This is a genomic window from Sporolactobacillus terrae (assembly GCF_019930545.1).
Lineage (GTDB): Bacteria > Bacillota > Bacilli > Bacillales > Sporolactobacillaceae > Sporolactobacillus > Sporolactobacillus terrae.
Window position 1 is genome coordinate 966079 of record NZ_CP082837.1, and the last position, 22521, is coordinate 988599.

General features: G+C 42.1%; 18 protein-coding genes and 1 pseudogene. 10 read left to right on the forward strand and 9 right to left on the reverse strand.

Annotation, left to right across the window (positions count from 1 at the left end; translation table 11 throughout):
• Nucleotides 1–70: 70 nt before the first annotated feature.
• From miaB to cotE, 3 genes are all read left to right on the forward strand, one after another.
• Entirely contained in the window at nt 71–1555 is a 1485-nt protein-coding gene (gene miaB / locus K7399_RS04410) for a tRNA (N6-isopentenyl adenosine(37)-C2)-methylthiotransferase MiaB (protein WP_028975740.1), read from the forward strand.
• Nucleotides 1555–1932 (forward strand): YlbF/YmcA family competence regulator, encoded by a 378-nt coding sequence (locus K7399_RS04415; RefSeq protein WP_128166609.1) that lies wholly within the window; start codon nt 1555–1557, stop codon nt 1930–1932. Before miaB ends, K7399_RS04415 begins: the two co-directional genes overlap by 1 nt.
• A 140-nt stretch (nt 1933–2072) precedes the next feature.
• Nucleotides 2073–2624, forward strand: a complete 552-nt coding sequence (cotE, locus tag K7399_RS04420) for an outer spore coat protein CotE (RefSeq protein WP_028975742.1) — start codon at nt 2073–2075, stop codon at nt 2622–2624.
• 253 nt (nt 2625–2877) lie between these two features.
• On the opposite strand, the gene K7399_RS04425 is transcribed toward cotE, so the two are convergent.
• The 4 genes from K7399_RS04425 to K7399_RS04440 form a co-directional block, all read right to left on the reverse strand.
• Nucleotides 2878–4098 (reverse strand): MFS transporter, encoded by a 1221-nt coding sequence (locus tag K7399_RS04425; RefSeq protein ID WP_028975743.1) that lies wholly within the window; start codon nt 4096–4098, stop codon nt 2878–2880.
• A gap of 129 nt (nt 4099–4227) precedes the next feature.
• Nucleotides 4228–5409 (reverse strand): DUF4129 domain-containing protein, encoded by a 1182-nt coding sequence (locus K7399_RS04430; protein WP_028975744.1) that lies wholly within the window; start codon nt 5407–5409, stop codon nt 4228–4230.
• Nucleotides 5396–6598, reverse strand: coding sequence for a DUF58 domain-containing protein (locus K7399_RS04435; RefSeq protein WP_028975745.1), 1203 nt, complete (start codon nt 6596–6598; stop codon nt 5396–5398). Before K7399_RS04435 ends, K7399_RS04430 begins: the two co-directional genes overlap by 14 nt.
• Entirely contained in the window at nt 6595–7539 is a 945-nt protein-coding gene (locus K7399_RS04440; RefSeq protein ID WP_028975746.1) for an AAA family ATPase, read from the reverse strand. The genes K7399_RS04435 and K7399_RS04440 overlap by 4 nt, the downstream gene beginning before the upstream one ends.
• Nucleotides 7540–7700: 161 nt before the next feature.
• On the opposite strand from K7399_RS04440, the gene mutS reads away from it, so the two are divergent.
• Together mutS and mutL are read left to right on the forward strand one after the other, a co-directional pair.
• Nucleotides 7701–10322 (forward strand): DNA mismatch repair protein MutS, encoded by a 2622-nt coding sequence (gene mutS, locus K7399_RS04445; RefSeq protein WP_028975747.1) that lies wholly within the window; start codon nt 7701–7703, stop codon nt 10320–10322.
• Between the two features lie 23 nt (nt 10323–10345).
• Entirely contained in the window at nt 10346–12205 is a 1860-nt protein-coding gene (mutL, locus tag K7399_RS04450; RefSeq protein ID WP_028983042.1) for a DNA mismatch repair endonuclease MutL, read from the forward strand.
• A 54-nt stretch (nt 12206–12259) separates the two neighbouring features.
• On the opposite strand, the gene K7399_RS04455 is transcribed toward mutL, so the two are convergent.
• The 4 genes and pseudogenes from K7399_RS04455 to K7399_RS04470 all read right to left on the reverse strand — a co-directional run bounded on the left by K7399_RS04455 (nt 12260) and on the right by K7399_RS04470 (nt 13764).
• Nucleotides 12260–12949, reverse strand: a complete 690-nt coding sequence (locus K7399_RS04455) for a site-specific integrase (protein ID WP_223362484.1) — start codon at nt 12947–12949, stop codon at nt 12260–12262.
• Between the two features lie 117 nt (nt 12950–13066).
• Nucleotides 13067–13129 (reverse strand): annotated as a pseudogene (locus tag K7399_RS16245) (hypothetical protein); the annotation flags it as partial.
• A gap of 7 nt (nt 13130–13136) precedes the next feature.
• On the reverse strand, nt 13137–13367 hold the full coding sequence (locus tag K7399_RS04465; protein ID WP_223362485.1) for an Arm DNA-binding domain-containing protein: 231 nt from the start codon (nt 13365–13367) through the stop codon (nt 13137–13139).
• 148 nt (nt 13368–13515) lie between these two features.
• Nucleotides 13516–13764: a hypothetical protein gene (locus K7399_RS04470; protein ID WP_128166611.1), complete on the reverse strand. Its 249-nt coding sequence runs from the start codon at nt 13762–13764 to the stop codon at nt 13516–13518.
• Between the two features lie 718 nt (nt 13765–14482).
• On the opposite strand from K7399_RS04470, the gene K7399_RS04475 reads away from it, so the two are divergent.
• From K7399_RS04475 to K7399_RS04495, 5 genes are all read left to right on the forward strand, one after another.
• Entirely contained in the window at nt 14483–15793 is a 1311-nt protein-coding gene (locus K7399_RS04475; RefSeq protein ID WP_223362486.1) for an IS1380 family transposase, read from the forward strand.
• Nucleotides 15794–16322: 529 nt separating this feature from the next.
• A complete protein-coding gene (locus K7399_RS04480) occupies nt 16323–17708 on the forward strand; it encodes a radical SAM/SPASM domain-containing protein (protein ID WP_164875485.1) in 1386 nt (461 codons plus the stop codon).
• A 54-nt stretch (nt 17709–17762) separates the two neighbouring features.
• The gene (locus K7399_RS04485) at nt 17763–19019 is read left to right on the forward strand and encodes an MFS transporter (protein ID WP_128166617.1); all 1257 of its coding nucleotides are present in this window, start codon (nt 17763–17765) and stop codon (nt 19017–19019) included.
• Between the two features lie 191 nt (nt 19020–19210).
• Nucleotides 19211–19780, forward strand: a complete 570-nt coding sequence (locus K7399_RS04490; RefSeq protein WP_128166619.1) for a recombinase family protein — start codon at nt 19211–19213, stop codon at nt 19778–19780.
• Nucleotides 19781–19864: 84 nt separating this feature from the next.
• Nucleotides 19865–20479, forward strand: coding sequence for a recombinase family protein (locus K7399_RS04495; RefSeq protein WP_128166621.1), 615 nt, complete (start codon nt 19865–19867; stop codon nt 20477–20479).
• A gap of 395 nt (nt 20480–20874) precedes the next feature.
• Here K7399_RS04495 and K7399_RS04500 read toward each other — a convergent pair whose 3' ends face one another.
• Nucleotides 20875–22485, reverse strand: a complete 1611-nt coding sequence (locus tag K7399_RS04500; protein WP_128166623.1) for an IS1634 family transposase — start codon at nt 22483–22485, stop codon at nt 20875–20877.
• Nucleotides 22486–22521 lie beyond the last annotated feature (36 nt).

A 22521-nucleotide genomic window follows, 5' to 3' on the forward strand; every position in this document is an offset into this window, starting at 1 on the left:
TCTCTTTCTTTCATATCAGACTTGAGTTTGCTATAATTTAGGAATGAGATTTTGAAGGAGAGGTTGCATCGTGTCTGAACAGACATCAAGCAAAGTTGATTTTTCTAAATATTTTCAACCGCCGTCGTTAAAAGATGCACGCAGGCGTCGCAGACAAGCGGTTCAAATTATAAATGATTTCAGTATTCCTGAGGATATGGCAGCAATTGGTCGAGGAAAACAGTACTTGATTGAGACATACGGTTGCCAAATGAACGAACATGATACAGAGGTCATGGCCGGCATTTTAGAAAAGATGGGCTATCACGAAACAGATGATCCCAAGCTGGCAGATGTAATCCTGATCAATACATGTGCCATTCGCGAGAACGCCGAAAATAAAGTGTTTGGCCATATTGGGACTTTAAAAACATTAAAGCTTGAAAAGCCTGGATTGATCCTCGGGGTCTGCGGTTGCATGGCTCAGGAAGAGGTCGTGGTTAACAAGATTCTTGCCAAGCACCCACAAGTGGATCTGATTTTCGGCACGCATAATATCCATCGTCTGCCGCAGTTACTTAAGGAAGCGCTTTTCAGTAAAGAGATGGTTGTTGAAGTCTGGTCAAAAGAGGGAGATATTGTTGAAAATCTGCCCCAGTCGCGTCGCGGCCATTTTCAAGCGTGGGTCAACATTATGTACGGTTGTGACAAGTTCTGCACCTATTGTATTGTTCCTTATACGCGGGGAAAAGAAAGGAGCAGGCACCCTCAAGAAATCATTCAGGAAGTGCGTGAATTAGCACGTCAAGGCTATAAAGAGATTACGCTGCTCGGTCAGAATGTTAATGCCTATGGTAAAGATCTCCCGGATTTGCAAAACTACGGTCTAGGTAATTTAATGGATGAGATTCGTCGGATTGGCATTCCGCGCGTCCGTTTCACAACCAGTCATCCAAAAGATTTTGACGACCATCTGATTGAAGTGCTTGCTAAGGGTGGCAATCTGTGCGAGCACATCCACCTGCCGGTACAATCAGGCAGTTCGGATGTCCTTAAAATTATGGGCCGAGGCTATACACGCGAGCGTTATCTTGAGTTGTTCCATAAAATAAAAGACGCGGTTCCTAATGCCTCATTTACAACAGACATCATTGTTGGTTTTCCGAATGAAACGGATGAACAGTTTGAGGAAACCCTGTCACTCGTACGAGAATGTGAATTCGACGGTGGATTTACGTTCATTTATTCGCCACGAGCAGGCACTCCGGCCGCTCGGATGAAAGATAACGTTCCAATGGAAGTCAAAAAAGTGCGTCTGCAGCGCTTGAATAAACTGATGGATGAATTTTCGGCTAAAAGTAATGCAAAATATCAGGATCAAACGGTTGAAGTGCTGGTTGAAGGCGAAAGTCGCAAAAATCCTGAAGTGCTTTCCGGTCATACACGAACCAATAAGGTGGTCAATTTCAGGGGACCGAAATCGCTCATTGGTGAATTGGTGAATGTAAAAATTACCAATGCGAAAATGTGGTCGCTGAATGGCGAATGGCAAGAAGAAACGCAAGGTGTCCGTTGATGGAGCATTATTACTCGAAAGAAGAACTAGTTGCTAAAGCTGAACGACTTGCGCGACAGCTGTCTGAGTCGGATCAAGTTCGCTTTTACAAACAAGCTGAAGAAAAAATCAGTGCTAATAAAAAAGTTCAGCAGTTGGTTGAAAGGATCAAACAGTATCAAAAAGAATCGGTAAACCTGCAACATTTTGGCAAAACAGAAGCCTATCATCGGAACGAGGCAATTATCGATCAATTGCAGGCGGAACTCGATGCAATTCCAGTCGTTCAGGAGTTTAGGCAGTCACAGGAAGAGCTTAATGACTTCCTGCAAATGCTGACTCATTTAATTTCCCAGCGCGTTGTCCCAAAAAGTGAAAATCCAAGTCCGGAAGAGTAATGGGAGCATGCTGTACTTCTGGCGTTTTATAAGCTTCTCAATAGAGAAGCTTTTTTTCATTCCTGCGTCTTCTTTTTGTATCACACGTGGCATTCGCCCTGCATAACATGAAGTGAAGAAGGCAAAGGAGGTTTCGACTTTTGGCAGAGAATGTATATCGGGAAATTATAACGAAAGCCATATGCGGAAAAGGGAAAAAATTCAGCCAATCCGCGCACACAGTGACACCATTGCACAAACCTTCGAACATCCTTGGATGCTGGGTCATCAACAATAACTATAAAACTACCTATCATAAGGATGCGGTTCTTGTCGAAGGGACCTATGACATTAACACATGGTATTCGTATAATGACAATACGAAAACCGAAGTTGTTTGTAAAACCGTCAGTTATCAAGATCGTGTACCGTTGACCTTGCGCGATAAACAAGTGACTTCGGATCAGGTCGATGTTTCTTGTCGCGCATTGCAGGAACCAAATTGCTTGGAAGCAAAGATTTCAGAAGGAGAAATTGTCGCAAAAGTAGAGCGCGAATTCCTCGTTGAAGTTATTGGTGAAACAAAGGTTAAAGTTCAGGTCGATGACAATGGACTGGTTGAGGCAGACGATGTTGACGACGAAGATCTGGATTCGGAGTTAGACGGTCTGGACTCAGAACTTTTAACCGATGAAGAGAAAGATAACGACTAAAAGAAAGGGTATTCATCTCAGGCAAGAAATAGTGATGATTAATGCGTAGGTGCAGCACCTGCGACTTTTTTTATTCGTTGGGTGAAAACCAAAAACGCTTGAACGCGCTTGGACCGCTAAGCTAAAGAATCGCCATCGTCTCTGGTGCCCTGAGCGAGCAGCGGTAAGCCAAGAACCGGGCATGTTACCCGGTTTTCTTGCATAAAAAAGCCATGATCGCGTATTGGATCATGGCTTTTTGGAATCGAATCGATTAAGTATCCTGTCGTGTTCCATACATGAAAAGTTGTTTTCGCCGCATGAATAGGATGGCGCATTCCAGCATCAGAAGGAATGCAGAAATGATAAAAACGGTACGGACGCCGAGCCAGTCCGCTAACATGCCAATGAGAAGACTGCCAATAGCAAATAAAACAGATTGAACGGCATCAGCTGCCGAAAAGACATTGGCCAACTGCTTCGGAGGCACGCAGGTTTGCTCAATCGTGAGAAAAATTGTTGCTTTTAATTGAACGGCAAGCCCATATAAAAGTGAAAGGACGAGTGCCATTATCGGAATCGAGTTGATGCCGAACAAAAAGGTGAAGATACAGGCCAAAAGCGAACTAAATTGCGCGTAGAATGCTGCCTGATGTTTGATATGCCGATTCCAGCGCATCCCGCAAAGACTGGCCAGCATCAGCCCGGCAAAAAAACTGAAATTAATAGATCCCCACCATGATGCATCAACATGCAATACCTTATCGACAAAAATGTAGATGATCGCTGCAATCCACACAACATCGGCAACCGTGCTCAGTGAATCAATGATGAAAATGATGCGCAGCGATGGATGACGCCAGACCGTCAGCCAACCTTTCTTCATAAGCGTCCATTTCGGCTGGTTCGCTTTTTTTGCGTTTGCTTCGTTTACTTTAATCAACGCCATGCCTATTGAACTGATCGCATAAAGAAGTAAAGTTAATGCTAAGAGCTTGTAACTTCCAATCTGTACGACCAGCAAACCGCCCAATCCCCAACCGAGCATCGCCATACACTGATCAAGTAAGGAAAGAAAGCTGTTTACCGCGAGCAACTTCTTTTTAGATATAAGCAGTGGAACCAATGCTCCGCGCGCAGGCGCTGCCCATCCATCGAGAAAACTGATCAATACGAGAATGAGAAAAGCAAGGGCAATACTGCCGATTCGATCAGTTAATGCGATTGAAGTCAAGAGAAAGGCCAATAAAAAGAGGGTTTTAGCGGTTTGCGAAATGGCAAGACAACGTTTGAGCCCCATCCATTCGAGAACGATGGGTGCAATGGTCGCACTGACAAAACGTGATCCGGTGCTTAAAAAAGGAACAAACGCAATCGTTACGGCAGCGTCCGTCAAGCGATACAGAAGTGCCATTAAACCGACAAGGTAAAAGACATCGCCCAAGTTTGCAAGAGACTGTCCAAGCCATAGGTAATAAAAATGCTTGCTTCTCATGACGTATTCACTCCTATTCAATTGATTTCTTGAATTTTAGAATGAATACGTCAATCACATATTTGGATGTTCTTCCCTTCGTTTTCCTCGTTTCATTTTATCATAGTTGGGTTTTCTTAAGGGCAGGTTTTACTTTAAACGTTTTAGTTGTTTCTCAGCATCATGCACGCTGTCAAGATACATCGCCTGTTCAGAAGCAGTCAGTTCCTGATTCCCATAGCGTACTTTTTCATAATAAGTGATTAAACGATCTGTTGCGTTTAGATTTAACCGGAATAACCATTCTTGCAGTGATTCGTAAGGGTGCCGACCGCATCCCACTTTTTTCGCCTGTTTTTGAAGCCGGTAGATTGCGCGCCGAACGGTGTGTTTGGGCGCAGATAATCGAATAGGTTTCCTGTCTCGCTTGGGGGCACTCTGAAGTGGAATTTTTTCAGTTTTTATCGCATCATCCTGCACGTTCTTTTTTGCTTTACTCATGTTAATGCGCCGCAGCTGCCAAAAAGCAATGAGCAGGAGCAAGACTGCAATCAGAATACCGAACAGCAAACCAAAGTTAAAGTTAGCTTGTGCATCAGGGACTATTTTCTGCATTGACGTTTTTTTTTCGGTGCTTGAACGTTGAAGTGCACGCTTTATTTCACTATTGGCGTGCGGCGTTAAACGCCCGTTCAGCCAACCAAACAGCACTGAAAACGCTCCATAACTGAGCGGTTTAACAATGAAATTAAACAAGGAATCATAAATGAATGTCACTGCCGGCTTCAACAAAGCGGCGATCATCGATGTGATGCATGCGGTAACTGCTAGTATTCCGGAAATCAAAAGCAAAACATGTCCGCGTATTCCGCTTGTTAGATGAATCAAAGTGAGCGCAGCTGCCAGTTCTGCAATGAGCAATATAAAAAGTGCAGATGGATGACGGATTGGTGTAAAAAGGGCATAAATGCAGACAACAGCTGCAAAGAGTACAATCAGTCGCCAGAGCCGCTCTACACTTCGTCCCTCATCACCTCGAATTGAGAAGTAGGTAAGTAGCGCGGTTAAAAGCATACTCGCAAAGAGACTGAGATGGAAGAGAATAAGCGCTGCAAGACCGATCAACACGGAAACACTGAGAAAGGCAGCGAATGTTACATGCCGTAATTTTTGCAGACTGCCCAATAAGAGCATATGGATCACTGCTAAACAAGCAAATAGAATAAGCGGTGCCCATTGATGGGCAATGAACGGCAAAAGGACAAGAAAACAAAATAACCATTCACACACGAGGTACAGGATAAAGGTGAGTAAGTGTTTAAATGCTACCAACTGCGGATGCTCCTTTCTCAACCTGTTCAAGAATACAGCGCTTATCAACTCGGCGTAGCATAAAGAGTTGATGCCCGGTTTTTAACCATTTTTCGAGAAAAGGTGCAGCAAGCTCCGGCTGATCCAGAGTCAAGAAAATTAAAATTTGCGGCTGACCCAGTTTGCGGTCAATCCATTTCAGTGCTTGAGTGATGGGGGTTTTCATTTGCCAAGCTTGAATAAACGCGAGCAACTCCCATGTTTTTCGAAGCTGAACCTCTCCTTTTCCTGATTCAATGCCGATCATTTGTTGACCAATTGATTTCGTATTGCAGTAGAGGGACGTGTCAATGGTTCGTCGACACGCCTCCTGAGCGAGCCATGCTGCAGCAGCGACCCGCTGTTCAAAATCTGCTAGCGGCTGATGATGCACAGAGTTTGGTTGATTCAGAAAAAGAAACATCCAGTTCTGATCGGCAACTTGCTCGAACGTTTTTGTCTGAAGACGACCAGTTCGGGCGCTCGCTTTCCAGTGAACGTATTTAAATGGATCGGAGTAGGTATAATCACGAATTCCGGAAGGTGCTGAAACATCGTGATAGAGTGAATGCTTGGCAGAGCGTGTGCCCGAGATCTGAGGAGGAATGAGATTAAGCTGATGGACAGGCTCTGGATCAGGATAAACCACCACATTGCTTTTCAGAAATTGATCAAAATGTATCGAACAGCGGACAATATGAAGTGGATCCGAACAGATAAATTCAAGCGAGCGAACGCGCGCAATCCCGCGTTGCAATGCAGTGACGGGACAATGGACAATAACTTTTCCATGAGCGGGACCCGTGATTGTAAAGCTGTAAGCAGAATTCTGCCCCTTGCTATTGTCATTGGGAAAAACGACATTTTTGTCTGCAGCGATTCTTCCTTTAAGTGAAAAGAAGGGTATTGGCGAGCGATTTTCAAGACTAATTTTAAGGATCCTCTCATCGCCTACCGATAAGCGCAAATCATGTTGTTGATTTTCAATAACAAAGGTACGAATCATGTTCAGCACATACCATTTCGAAAGAAAAGCACAAATAACAAAGATAAGCCCGGTTAGTGAGCATAAAAATGAGTTTCCTATAAATCCGACAAAAAACACCAAGGTACCAAAAAAATAGAAAAGAGTCTGATTACGTGACTGCCAATCGGTTGCGTATCCTTTCATTTTTGCGAAGCCCCTGATTCAACGGGTACAGCTGTATGTTCCAGAACATCATCAATGATCTGCCTTTTGGTCGCATGCAGCTCGCCTTCCATCGAAAGAACGAGACGATGTGCAAGCACAGGAACTGCCATACTTTTTACATCCTCGGGAACAACGTAATCGCGTCCGCTCACCAACGCCTTAGCTTGCACGCTGCGCATAAAGGCAAGCGTTCCACGAGGGCTGACCCCATTTGCGATCCAAGTATTATCTCGGGTGGCTCGGACGATTTCGAGAAGATAGTGCTCGACAGCTTCGCTGACATGAATTTGTTTCACTTGTCCCTGCAGCGTAAGAAGCGTTTGTTTCGTAATAACCGGCTGGATTTTTTCCAATGGATTTCCGGAACGATGGAGATGAAGCATCTCCTTTTCTTCATCAAAGGTTGGGTATCCGGAAGAAATCTGCATGAAGAAGCGATCCATTTGTGCTTCAGGAAGTGCAAAGGTGCCATGAGATTCAATTGGATTTTGCGTTGCGATGACAAGAAAAGGTTTTTCAATGGCAAAGGTTTCGCCTTCAATGGTCACTTGACGTTCCTCCATGACTTCAAGAAGACTGGACTGTGCACGTGGGGTCGCACGGTTGATTTCGTCTGCCAGTAAAACGTTTGTCATGACAGGACCTAACTGCAATTCAAATGCTTGTGTTTTCGGATTGAAAAACTTAATTCCCGTGATATCAGACGGTAGCAAATCAGGTGTGAATTGGACACGTGTGAAGCGACCCTTTATTGATTTTGCAATAAGCTTCGCCATCATTGTTTTTCCCGTTCCCGGTACGTCTTCCATAAGCAAATGACCTTCGCAGATCATGGCGATAAAAACAAGCTCAACTAATCGATCTTTTCCCGTTAACACAGTATGTACATTTTTCTTTAAAGATTGCAAACTTTCATTCATATACAGGTGTTCCTTTCCTGATTATTTTTTCCATTATATCACTCAATTTTGTTATCGGGCACTTTGGTTTTCACGTAAGAGCAAAGCAGAAAGCAGCTGCCCTGTGCTATAATAATAGGATAATAAACCGCAGGAAAAGCGCAAGGTGGAATGAACAGATTATGAGCTATACCCCAATGATTCAGCAATATTTAGCAATTAAGGCGCAGTACCAAGACGCTTTTCTTTTTTTTCGACTTGGTGATTTCTATGAACTCTTTTTCGATGACGCGAAAAAAGCATCGAAAGAATTGGAGATTGCACTGACTTCAAGAAACGGTGGGAAGGACGAGTATATTCCGATGTGCGGGGTTCCTTACCATGCTGCAAAACAATATATTAAGGTGCTCATTGATAAAGGCTATAAAATAGCGATATGTGAACAGATGGAAGATCCAAAGCTTGCCAAGGGCATGGTGCGCCGTGAAGTAATTCAAATGATCACGCCGGGAACAATCATGGAAGACGAGTCGCTTCAGCCGAAAAAAAATAACTATCTGGCTGCGTTGACTGCCGCCAAAGACGGTTCATTTGGACTGGCCTTGAGCGATTTGACGACGGGTGAAATACGGGTGACGCTGATTTCCGGTTGGGATGGTGTGATTCAAGAACTGGATGCCAATGATGTGCGCGAACTGATTCTTGCGTCCAATTTTGATCCGGATAAAAAAGAAGAAATGGTTGAACGCTTGAATATGACTTTCTCTGAAAGCGATGCGAGTCAAGTACCCGACCCATTACAAAAGATTGCCGTGGGCATTGATCAGAAAAAATTAATCGATCCGCTGGGCAAGCTACTCAGCTACCTGGTAAACACGCAAAAACGTTCGCTTGATCATCTTCAACGTGCAGAAGTCTATCAAATTAATGCCTATATGATGATTGATCAGCATTCGCGGCGCAATTTGGAATTGACGCAAACAAATCGCGAGAAGAAAACGTATGGATCGCTACTGTGGCTGCTCGACGATGTGAAAACAGCGATGGGCGGAAGAAGGCTGAAGCAGTGGATCGAGAAGCCGCTGCTCAGCAAGAGCAAGATTGAAAAGCGCTTGGATGCTGTTGCGGCATTAAAAGAGCGTTTGCTGGAGCGGGAGACCTTGCGTTCACTGCTCGGTAATGTCTATGATCTGGAACGTTTGGTCGGCCGGGTTTCTTTTGGAAATGTTAACCCGCGCGAAGTGGTTCAGTTGAAACGCTCGCTGGAACAAATTCCGGAAATCAAACGAATATTGGCTGAATTAGATGAAACAGCGTTAGCTCAATACGAACAAGAAATGGATCCGTGTACGGAGGTTCGCGAGCTGATTACGGATGCAATCGTGGATGACCCTCCGTTTACCACTTCAGACGGCGGGATGATTAAACCGGGTTATCATGAAACCTTGGATCAGTACCGCGATGCATCGAAAAACGGCAAGCGCTGGATTGCCGAACTTGAAGCGAAGGAGCGCGAAACGACCGGGATTAAATCATTAAAGATCGGTTACAATCGAGTGTTTGGCTATTATATTGAGGTCTCTAAACCTAATTTGAAGCTGATCCCGGAAGGACGTTATGAACGCAGACAAACGTTGTCCAACGCCGAACGGTTTATTACCCCGGAATTAAAGGAGAAAGAGCGCGTCATTCTCGAAGCAGAAGAAAAGCGCGTCGGTCTTGAGTTCCAAATCTTCGGCGATGTTCGTTTGAAGATTAAAGAACAGTCTGAGCGTCTGCAAAAATTAGCGCGACTTGTTAGCAGTCTGGATGTGCTGCAAAGCTTTGCCTCGGTCAGCGACCAAAACGGCTATGTTCGGCCGCAATTTTCGAATAAACGGGCACTTGAAATTAAAAACAGCCGCCATCCGGTCATTGAGCGGGTGATGCGGCGCGGCACTTTTGTTGCGAATGACATTAGAATGGACGAAACATGTGATCTATTGATGATCACCGGACCGAACATGGGCGGAAAAAGTACGTATATGCGCCAAGCTGCATTGACTGCGATTATGGCGCAGGTCGGTTGTTTTGTCCCGGCGGATCATGCGGAGCTGCCGATTTTCGATCAAATTTTTACCCGCATCGGAGCCGCCGATGATCTTGTATCCGGACAGAGTACGTTTATGGTTGAAATGGATGAAGCCAACTATGCGCTGAGTCACGCGACTCAGAACAGTTTGATCCTGCTCGATGAGATTGGTCGCGGAACGTCAACCTATGACGGAATTGCGATTGCACAAGCGATTGTTGAATTTATTCATGACCACATCGCAGCGAAAACATTCTTCTCAACGCACTATCATGAATTAACGTTTCTTGAAGAGAAGCTCGAGCGGCTGAAAAATATTCATGTTGGAGCGATGGAAGAAAACGGAACGGTTGTCTTCCTGCATAAAGTGCTTGAAGGTCAAGCGGACAAAAGTTACGGCATCCATGTTGCCAAACTGGCTGGCCTGCCGGACGCACTGATTGAGCGCGCGGATACAATTCTTCAAGGACTGGAGGGCAATGCAGCTGCAGATTCTGTAACCGATGATGGGAATCAATCCGATTTACGGGGTGAAGCAGCTGCAGCACAAGAAGTCGAGGAAGAACCGCAGCAATTAGCGCTCTTTACAGAACCGAAAGAACAGGAACAACCACCACGCAGCAAGCAGGAGCGAAGGGTGCTGCAAGAATTAGATAAAATCGAATTATTGTCGATGACGCCGATGGATGCAATGAACAAGCTCTTTCAGCTTCAGAAAACATTAAAAAAATAAATGGATGAAAGGAGAAGTCTCTCGTGGGTGTCATCAAAAGGCTGAGTGAAACACTGGCGAACAAAATAGCAGCTGGGGAAGTGGTCGAACGCCCGGCATCGGTTGTTAAAGAACTGGTGGAAAACGCGATCGATGCGGAAGCATCCTCAGTATTAATTGAGATTGAAGAAGGCGGATTGAAGCGCATAAAGGTTACCGATGACGGTCGCGGTTTTGCTCCTGAAGATTGTCGCATCGCCTTTGAGCGCCATGCGACCAGTAAAATTCATGAGGATTCCGATCTTTTTCATATTGCGACACTGGGGTTTCGCGGTGAAGCATTGCCAAGTATTTCCGCAGTTTCACATCTTGAGTTGACAACCTCTGACGGAGTGCATCCGGGCACGCATCTTGTACTGCAAGGCGGTCATGTGATTGCCGATGGACTGGCGCAAAGCCGGAAAGGAACGTCAATCAAAGTTGAAGGCCTTTTTTACAATACGCCGGCACGATTAAAGTATCTGAAAAGTATTCACACGGAACTTGGGAAAATGACCGATGTGGTCAACCGAATGGCACTCGCTTATCCCCACGTACGTTTTACATTAGTTCATGAGCAAAAAACTGTTTTTCAATCAAATGGTAGTGGCCAATTGAGCCACGTTTTGGCTGCAATTTATGGTGTGCGCACGGCGAAAGCAGCATTTCCATTCTCTGGGAAGTCACTTGATTTCAAGGTGGAAGGACTGGCAGTGCATCCACAGATTTCACGAGCGGGAAGACAGTACGTCTACATTTTCATTAATAACCGCTTCATTCGCAACTATCCGATTTTTAACAGCATTATGGAGGGCTATCATACGTTAATGATGATTGGACGCTATCCAATTTGTGTTCTTCATATACAGATGGATCCGTCTCTTGTTGATGTGAACGTTCATCCGGCGAAACTTGAAGCGCGAATCAGCAAGGAGAAAGAATTGTGCGCGTTGATCAGCGAATCGATTCGTTCTGCATTTCATCGTGAACGGCTGATTCCTTCTGTAACCGGAAAACCCCATAGTCGTGCTTCAAAACCGAAAAATGAGCAGCAGACTTTGGACTTTTCACCAACAGCCGTGACCGGACCGGATCTCTCAGAACCGATCGAGCATTCAGAACAGACCCAAACAGAAAAGGCATTTTCGGAACAAGTCCATGAACCTGAAACGCATACTTTTTCATCGCAAATGGCAGGAAAGGATGAATCGGCAACCACGTTGGAGCAGTCTGTGCAGGACACAAGCGACGTAGAAGATTCTCCATCGGATGAACCGCAAAGAAGAATGCCGAAGCTTTACCCGATCGGTCAGATGCACGGAACCTATATTTTTGCCCAGAATGAGGACGGGCTGTATATTATTGATCAGCATGCGGCTCAAGAACGCATCAAGTATGAATTTTTCCGTGAAAAAGTTGGCGAAACCGCGCGTGAAGTGCAGCAATTGCTTGTCCCAATGACCTTCGATTTCAGTGCCTCTGAGTATGAAACAGTCACTGAGTATCAAGATTATTTACAGGAAATTGGGCTGAATTTTGAATCCTTCGGCACGCGTAGTCTGATCATCCGTTCCTATCCGACTTGGCTGCCAGAAGGCAGGGAAGAAGAAATGATCAATGACATCGTTCATCAACTGATTGAAACGGGGAAAGTTTCGATTAAAAAGCTGCGTGAAAAGCTGGCCAAAATGATGGCCTGCAAACGTTCGATTAAAGCCAATCACTACCTGCGGCCCGATGAGATCCAAGCATTGCTGGACAGCTTGAGCAAAGCGCAGGATCCGTTTACCTGTCCGCATGGCCGCCCAGTACTCGTACATTTCACGCCCTACGAAATGGAAAAGATGTTTAAACGCGTGCAGTGACGGGGTTTTCAGCACCCATGTGAACCGTTTGCCCATAATTTGCCCATGTAAATTTTATTTGCCCAGATAAGCGTCCAAGTTAGAGACCATTTCGTTCTCAAGGTTCTGGGTAAAATGAACATAAACATTCGCGGTCATCGTGACATTGGCGTGGCCCAAACGATCACTCACAGACTTGATATCTGCCCCGCTCTCGAGTAACATGATCGCGTGTGTGTGACGCAGTCCGTGAGGTGTGATGTGGTGAAGGCTTGTCTTAGCAAGAATCATATTGATGACCTTGTTCACACCATATTCGCCCATCTCACGACCGTTCGGAATAGTAAGCATATATTCAGAGTCAAAGCATATCTTGTGTTTGAGACGTTCCTTCTTCTGCCAAGTCTGATATTGCTTCAATTGATCGATGAGCGTATCGTCAATGGCAATCGTCCGGATACTGGACGCAGTCTTAGGCGGGTGGCAGCCGCTCTTATCACGTGATTTCGTAATCTTAATTCGCTTATGAACCAGGTCGATGTCGTCCCATGTGAGGGCGAGCATTTCGCCTTTCCGCATTCCCGTTCGTAAAAGCAGGGAGACCATGATAAAATGATGAAAGGGCGATGTAGCTGCCGCATCCATAAAGATGCTGACTTCGTCTTTCGTCAGATAATTCGTTTTTACAACGTCGTCTTTCTTCGCAATTGATACGTTTTGAAACTTATTGAACGGCAGCATTTCCAATTCAACCGCTTTATTCATGGCCGTGCAGAAGATGGAGTGAATCGACTGTATGGTTCTTTTTTTGTACTTTTTGGTCAGTCCATTGATGAATCGCTGATATTGTGTCTTGCTGATCGTCGCTAATCGGTATCCGCCGAGTTCCGGAATGAGTATGTCATTGATGTAATGCTTGCGGTATGCTCGTGTCTTGGCATTGATGGATTCGTTATATACTTTCTAACCATTCGGTCAACCAACTCTTTACAAGCGTGTCTCGGCTCTTTATAATCGTTGTCTGTCCGAGATAGATTTTTTCTTCAATATCCGCGGCTTCCATAGATGCTTCTTTCTTTGTACGGAAGCCGCCTTTGGTTTTCTCCTTGTACTTTTCAGTAACGGGATCACGGTAAATGATCCGGAATTCCCACTTGTCGCCGCGTTTTCGAAAACTGGCCATTATTTTCACCTCCTTTCAAGGGAAGAAGTGACGTAGTTGCTTCGAATGTATACAGAGTAACTACGCTTTTTCTTGGAGAGAACGAGCGATTAGATCACTCGCTAAAGCGTAGTTACCTCTTAATTATGCGCAGTAACTACATCGACGATCAAATGCCCCATTGCTTTTTCAGCTTGCCGAGAAATTTCATCATAGTGTCGTCATGGTTTGAAGTGACGTCTGGATGAAACTTGGCGGCGGCAACACGGTAGATTTTTTTCAGCATCTTTTTCTCGCTATCCGAATAATTACTTGTTCCCACGTTTCCGAGTAATGAGCTCCAATCGCAGTTATCACTTGAATAGGATTGGTAACTACGTTTTGTATACTCATCACTTTGCCGCTTTCGCTCTTTCAACCGTTCTAACTGCTGTGGATCACGGAGCGTGTTGAATACGTCATAGCAGGTCTTATAAGTGTCCTGCCGTAAAGTTCATCAAAGGCTTGCTGAGCGTCCTGATAGGCAGCAATTAAAGCATGATGTTTCTGAGCAGCACGGTACTCTTCAGTCTTTTCATATTCTTCTTTGATGCCTTTCTGAATAGGTTGTTATTTTTAATATTAAATTGCACACCTATAAAATAAAATATTGCACTGTCAATTTGGATAAATAATGATAAATCAAAATGATCAATGTTCTAATCATGAGGAAAGTTTCTTTTATATCTTACCAGCGTACTTGTACTTATCCCAGTTATTTCAGCTTTAGATAGTCAATCTGTTGACTGTTAAGCCCCTTTATTTGCAAAAATCCTTCATGCTTTCTTGCTTGCTTTATACTCTCATGTTTATACATAATGAGAATTCTTCTTTACACGAGAAATAATGCACAAATAAACTAAAAACTTATCTTCCATCAGTCAACTCCCATATTAAACATTTTAAATTACATATTAAAAGCATTTGACCTGAATTATTCATAGCCTAATTTGCTAACTGGCCAAAACGCTTTCCCCACAAGGAGATAACCCTTTTCGTTTTTTCACCGATTAGGTGAAAAAAGTTAATGAAAAAGGAACCATTCCTTTGTATGATAATAGGTGACTAAACCAAAAACATACAAGGAGGTTCCTCATATGCTCAGTGTAGAGGAAAAGTCGTGTCAATTCAACAGGAAGATCAAAATCAATTTTACCGGTGGCGAACTTTCTTCCGACAGCGGTCATCTGATTTTTAAAGAATTTGATGAAAAACTCGGTTTCTCAAAAACGCTGACTCACCATCTGGTGCTGAACGATTCGCGCAAAAGTCCGGATTATTCCAATGAGCAACTTTTGCGCCAGAAGATCTATCAGCTGCTGGCTGGTTATTCTGAAGATGATGCAGCGGATTCATTGATTCACGATCCCGTGTTCACTCAGGTTGTTGAATCACCAACACTTGCGTCACAGCCGACACTCTCCCGTTTTTATGATCGCTTTGATCCTAATGCTCTGGATCAGCTTGGCATGGCCAACCAAAAATTACTCGACAAAGTTCACCGCTATCGCAAGAATCCAGCACTGATCCTTGACTTGGATTCCACCCATGTTGATACGTATGGAAAGCAAGAATCCTCGGACTATAACGCGCATTACGGTACGATCGGCTTCCATCCCTTGGTGGCGTTTGATGGGGCAACGGGTGATTTTTTGAAAGCGAAACTGCGTCCTGGAAATCGCTATACATCGCATGGCGTTGTGGACTTTGTCCGGCCGATTCTCGAACACTACAACGAGCACTTTCCAGAAACCACGCCGCTCGTTCGCGCTGACAGCGGTTTTGCCACACCGGACCTCTACGAGGCGTGCGAAACAGAATCCGTCTACTACGTGATTCGGCTGAAGACCAACGCCGTGCTTCAACGGCTGGCCGAAGAACTTCACCCGAATGATTCACCAACCGGTAAAACTCAGTGTTACTATGAAGAATTTGATTATCAGGCGAAGTCCTGGGGTAAGCCAAGACGGGTTGCCGTTCAATCCATTCGCCCGGCCAATGAACTTTTCTTTACGCATACCTTTATCGTGACCAATCTGGTTGAATGCTTCTCCCCGAAACAGGTCTTTCAGACTTATCAGAAACGAGGGACGATGGAAAACTACATCAAGGAAGCCAAATCCGGATTCAGTCTGGATCAACTGTCTAGTCACAAATTCGAAATTAACGAAGTCCGATTGATGCTCAGTCTGCTCGCCTACAATTTAACGAACTGGATGCGGACGATGGCATTCCCAAAAAGACAGAAGGCCATGCGAATCGAAACCATCCGAACGCGGATCGTCAAAGTGGCCAGTAAGCTCGTCCGGTCAGGACGATCCCTTTATTTCAAGCTGTCTTCCAGTTTTGTCTATCAGGCATTCTTCTGGAACGTGCTCAACCGGATTCAACAACTTCACATCGAGTAACAAAAAAACACTCAGCTCAAAATTCAAAACGGGTTCATCAGATCAACGGGGGAAGTCTGTCTCAAAATGGCCTTCTTTTACGTGAATGTTCAGAAATTGATCTTCAAGGTCATTTTTCCATTCAAAAAATCAAGTGAAATCAGGTTGGCTGCATCCTGGTGAGCAAAATCCCGAAAAAACGGCAAGCGGTGAATAATTCAGGTTTGATTTTTTGCTTTATTACAAACAAATGGATAATATGTGAATATTCATTTAAATATCCATGAACATTCAAAAATATTATTGAAGTAATCCCAAAAAGTATTAGATTAAAAATAGAATTAATGAAAAGAGGTGTTAACAATGGCTAAGAATCAAAAAGTTGAAGTCAAAGTTAAGAAGGTTGACCTCGGCGAAGTAATGAATGTTTCTGTAATGGCAAAAGGTGATGGATGGTAAGTATTGATTTAGGGCTGCCTTGAGATTAGTTTTTCTCTTGAGGTAGCCCTTTTTCAATAATATGAATAATAAATTAAAGGAGATAATTACTTTGTTATTTCAATTGAAAAATGATGTAATCGTTAGAAGAGAATTTTGGGGTGGATTAATTATAGTAATTAATAAGGGTGAATTTGAAATTAATGATTTTACTACAGACTTACTACTGTTATTTGAACTTACCAATGATATTTCGCAGCAAGCTGTTATCCTTTCAGCTTTGTACCAACAAGATATTGCCCAAGATATTATTACGGATGCAATTTCAGAATTGGATAATTTTTTAAGACCAGCAAAACATAAGTACCATTGTTTAACTGATTTAACAATCAATAAATTCAAGAAAGAGAAAGAGGAGGTTAAAAAAATTGATTTTTTATCTGCTCCTGTCAACGTATCGTTATATCCAGGTATGGTTTGTAATTTGAAATGTAAATTTTGTTTTGTCTCTCAGGAAAAATGGGATGATAAAAAAGTCGTTTATCCCATGAACCAATGGATTCCTGTTTTAAATGAAATAAAGAAATTAAAGATTCCATATTTAACCATACTTGGTGGTGAGCCTTTACTTTATCCAGATATTTGGAATATGTTAGATTATCTTGATGCAATTGGTCAAAAAACGCATATTACTACTAATGGAAGTATTTTAAGTACAAGTATTATCGATCACCTTAAGAAATATCACAATTTGACCTTAAAAGTATCTTTACAATCTCTAGATGATAGACACAAAGAATTAACTTATGGATCATGGGAAAAGACAGTGAATTTTGTTAAAAATTGTCGTGAGGTAGGAATTGATTGTGGGATTCATACACTGGCATTACCAAAAACTATTGATGGTATATATCAATTAGTTGATTTTGCTGTTAAAGAAGGATTATATGAGTTTTCCATGGGCGCTTTTGCGAATATAAATCAAGTTGAAATTAAAGGATTCTCACTAAAAGAAAATCGGGAAATCTCAAGTAAAGTCAAAAAATACATTAAAGAAAAATATAACGATGCCATAAATTATAGACTAGAGGGATGCCAAATTTGGACAGGAGATCAGCAATTACAAAAGTCTAATATTCCCAAGTCACCCTACGAAATTTTGAAAAGTGGTTGTTCTGCAGCCCAAACAAGATTAGAAATTATGAACGATGGGACCATGCTAGGATGTGCGTTGTTTGATAAAAATAAATTTAGTGCGGGGAATGTTTTTGAAAGTTCAATCAAAAATATTTGGCTAAACTCTTCGGTATTTAAAATACTTAGGTCAGGAAAGACAAAGGATATATTTTGCAATAGTTGCAAGTTTGAATATTTTTGTCACGGCGGATGTCCAGCGCTCAACTATGTAACGACTGGTGATATGTGGTCAGGAGATACAAGATGTCAAATTAGAGACAATCTAATTAAACATGGAAAAGAGGACGTAACCATCGTATAAATTCATTAATTATTTTGAATGATTTAAATATCGCAAAAGAAAGTGTGGATAATTGTGAATAGGATTAGAGATTCATGGGCTAATTGGAAAAGTACACTCAAAAACAAAAATATGCGCGCATTTACTCTTAGTAGAAGTATGAGTCGCTTGGTAACTAACATTATCCCTATTGTCATACCATGGCAGATTTTGAAAATTGAACATTCTAGTTCCTCATTACTAGCATATTATCTGACGATTTATACTTTGTTTTTAGCAATAGGATCAATTTTATCTGGATTTTTTATTGATCGATATGGTCCAAAATTAAGTTTACTATTTTGTGAAGTATTTAGATCGTTAATAGCGGTTATGACCCCACTTGGCCTTCTTACGTCATATGGAGGCTCATTCTTATTAGGAGCGATTTTAGGTTTTTTTGGAGGAGCAGCTTCAATAGCGACTAATGTAATACCAAAACGAATATTAACTAACTCAGAAATTCCACATGGTGTTGCAACACTACAGTCGTCTGGGCAATTCATATTTTTAATTATTCCTTTCATCTCAGGTGCTGTATTGAGCAATATTAACTCTTATTCACTATGGTATTTGATTGGGTTATTTTATTTATTTGCATCGTTTCCGTTATTATTAATTAAAGAAAAAAATGTAAAAGATGATCGTGTAATAATTAATAAAAAAAGTAGGGGATCTATTGAGGAAGTTAAGGAATCGATGCAACTTTTATTCCATAATTCATATATACATGTTTTTATAATAGCAAGTATCGTTATTGGGATAACAATGACTGGAATTCAAGATGTTATTGTCCCACATGAGTTAATTAATAGTATGCACGTGAATTCATATGTATATGGAATGGTCACCCCTATCTGGCAGTATGGTCTTTTAGCTGGAAGTCTTCTATTAGGCATATTCCCACCAAAAAAGCTTAGAGTATTTATTTATTCATCGATTATGTTTTCGTTTACTATAATCTTCTTTATATTTCCGTCTGAAATTTTGTTTATAATTGGTTTAATATTTCTTGGCATTTTAATGAGTTATCAGCGCTCTACCAGTATAGTGTTTCTAAACCAAACAGTTCCAGGGAATGTATTAGGGAAAATATCTGGGATATTGGATTTCATTGACTTTGTATTTCAACCACTGTCCCTTTGGTTAGCTAACTTGGCAATTGTTTATAATCTAATAAATACTTATGAAATGGCGTGCATAGCAATAATAATTGTTCCACTAATCTTCTTGCTAGGAAGAGTTAATACTTTAAAGTTTACGAATGAAGAAAAAAGCAATTTTCCAAAGTAAGTTCTAACGTCTTAAGAAGGGCTATCAATAAGATCAATTTGTCTCGATTACGATTGTTTTTGAGACGTTTTTCTTTTTGTCATAAGTTACAGCTATTTCGTTGAATTTTATGTATTAAAACATTGCTCATAAACTATATCTCTATAACCACCCTTTGTGCTATTATTAAAGTCAGAAGGTGGTTTTTTATTATGGAATCTTATGTCTATGGTTATGCTCGAGTAAGTACACGTCAACAGGATTTAGCACGACAACTTGATTTACTAAAAAAATATAATTGTAATGAGGTACTGACAGAAAAAATGACAGGAACAAAAGCTGATCGGCCACAACTTAATCGACTAAAAGATAAATTGCGTCCGGGAGATGTTGTCGTTGTGGAAAGCTTTTCACGGTTAGGACGAAGCACAAAAGATCTAATTGAACTTGTGAGCTATTTTGAAGAAAAACATGTCAAATTAAATAGTATCAAAGAAAGTTTTGATACATCGACACCACAAGGGCGTCTCATGATGACTGTATTTCAAGCGTTCAGTCAATTTGAGAGAGATTTGATTGTCAAAAGAACTAAAGAGGGATTAAAAAGTGCCAGAGCACGTGGCCGTAAAGGTGGCCGTCCAAAAGTTAACTCGCGTGATATTAACAGAGCAGTCAATTTGTATCGTTCAGAACAATACAGTGTTAAAGAAATTGTGGAAATGACGGGTATTAGTCGAGCAACTTTATACCGTTACTTGAATCAAGAACTGGTTATATCCTAAGTACCTACCAAAATATGAAGGGAGCCTTTCTATGCAAGAGCCTCCTCCACTTACATTCTTCTCGGATGAACAAGACAAGCTGCTGTGGAAAAGTTTACTATTATTTCTCCGTATCTTACGAATGAAAAGAAACTACAGGCAATATCAAAGGAATTTGGCATTTCGAGAAGAACATTGCATTATTGGGTCAGCAGTTATGAAAAACTTGGTTTAAAAGAAATTTTTTTGGATAGAACGTCTGAGTTAAAGCAGGATTTACCAAATTTCAAAATTCTTCTTTCACGTTTAAAAAGTGGCGATTCGTTAGTCGTCCCAAAACTTGACTCTTTTGCACGCAGTTACTCAGAGGCAATGACAATAGTCAGTAACCTGTTTCATATGCAAGTAACAGTTAATATATTAAATATGGGAATTATGGATAGCACGCCAGATGGAGAGCATATTTTTAAGATTTTCTGTGCATTTACTCGTGCAGAGAGAGAGTTCGTAATTACACGAACGCAGGAAGGTAAAGAACAAGCAAGGAAACATGAAGGGTTTCGCGAAGGAAGACCAAGAAAATTTAATGATCAACAGATCGAATACGCACTATCTCTTCTTACATTTTCTTCATTCGGTGAAGTAGCTGAAATCACTGGAATAAGTGAGAGTACATTAGCAAGATATAAAAGGAAATCATTCTCAAAAATGAGAAATTAACCATCTATAATCATAATACTCTGATGTGCAAGTTAATATTTCATAGATGTGCAATTTAATTTTAAAAGTAACAATCGAAATAAGATTTCCGATAATCATTTTGCTATAAATACGGATCGTCCTAATGCCAAATATAACTATATTATTCAGGAAATGGAAGGTTGTGACTACAACATGTATTCTAATAATATGTTCACGCAGAATCATGTACAAGCTGAACCACTGGTTATTGTTGGTGAGCACTCTCAATCAATTGGAAATATGGATTAGACCTCTCAAGGTCTTTTTATTTTGCATGAAATGGGGTGTTGGTGATGAATAAATATGAAACGATTTACCGATTAATCGCGGCGGTGATTGGGGCGGTAACAGGTTACTTGTATCCTGGATTCCCGTTACACATCACTAGGTAGTGGGATATCTAGAGCCGCATAAATAGCCTTCTGCGCGGTCAAAATCTCACCCACTCTTAGTGCCTGACCTGGGGATTCAAAGGCCTCGATCACATCTAATTTATCGAATAAAGATTGAATCGTGTAGTCTTTGAAAAGCTTCTGTGCCTGCATTTTTTTCTTGATCTGCGCAAGCAAAATCAACCCAACAAAACTTACAAAAAGCTTCCCGTCTAACGTGGCTTCTGATGAAACCAACATGCGACGTAAGTTCAGCCGCTCTTTTATGTCTCCAAAGCACTTCTCAATGGGATCTTTTCCCCGATAAAGTTCGAGGGCTTGGATGGCATCCATTTTTTCATTGGAAAGCAGGGAGAAATACCCGTAGTACCGCTTGGCCTTCTCAACCATTTGATGATTGACTGTAATCTGTGCCCCTCGCTTTGGTGTTGATTTAACCGTGAAATACTTTTTGTAAAAGGCTTCGTGTTCCGGAACGCGCTGCCCGTTTTTCAGTTCTTGATGATGGCGCATCAGCTTGCGATCAAACTTTTTCTGATCTTCTGCCGCTTGATCGACATTGTAGTAGAGATGCAGATAAACGCGACGCTTCTCTTTGAGCGTATCTCCTTTATATGGGCGATCCTGCGTGTAGTCCCAGTCCGTTCTCACCGTCAGGGCATAAAGATCGTACTGCTCATCCAGATTTTCGAAAGTGTCAAGCGTGTCATAGACGTGATCAAGTTCATGACGTACCCAAGATAATGAGGGACGGACGGCAATCAAAAATTTCAGATGTTCCTTCATCAAAGCGTTGATATTGGCCGCACTGTAAAAGCCTCGATCCATCACCAGCTTGACCTTTTCAAAACCGAGGGTTTTGAAATCACCTAAAAGATTCAAAACCGTTTTGACATCAGGAATATTCCCAGCCAATTTCCGATAATAGAAGGGCAACCCGCTGGATTCACCAAAGATGAGGGCTAAGTTGATTTGGGGAAGACGATCATCTTCCTTGTTCTTGCCATAGGCGACCTGTTTGAGCACTTCGGAATAGCTCGAGATACTGGTCGTATCATAAGCCCAATACTCATCCTCATGACAACGCTGCTTGCGACGTGAGAAAAACTGGTTCTTGCCCGCTTCAGAGATGGATGAAAAAACAGTGCTGCTACGCTGAGAAGTCACATTTTTCCCGTACGGATGCTTATGTAGATGATCCCATTTCTCAAAACGAGTCAGAGGATTCGGGTGTTCCAAAATCATATAATAGGCAAGCGACAGAATCTGTTGATAATGCCTTGGAAAACAGGTCTTGAGATCCTCAGTGAGTCCAAGCTGTTCACCGATTTGATCCAGTAAATAGGTGGCTCCGTAAAAAACACGCTTCGCTTCAGCAGCAGGAGTGGGACCTCGTTGAGGCTTTTCCTCAGATGTTTGCCTGCGTCGTTTCCCTCGCCCGTCTGTAGGGATTATTTTTCCCGTCTTTTCATCGACACGTCCAATGAGTTTGCGTCTTGAACGCGGTTGTTTCTTCTCTTTATCCCAGTACGATTCCGATTCGTAAGCATAGGTGAGTCCGCTACGCTTGTCTTTTTGCCTGATGATCGCCATTTTTAGCCACCTACCTAGTGATGTAATTATAACACA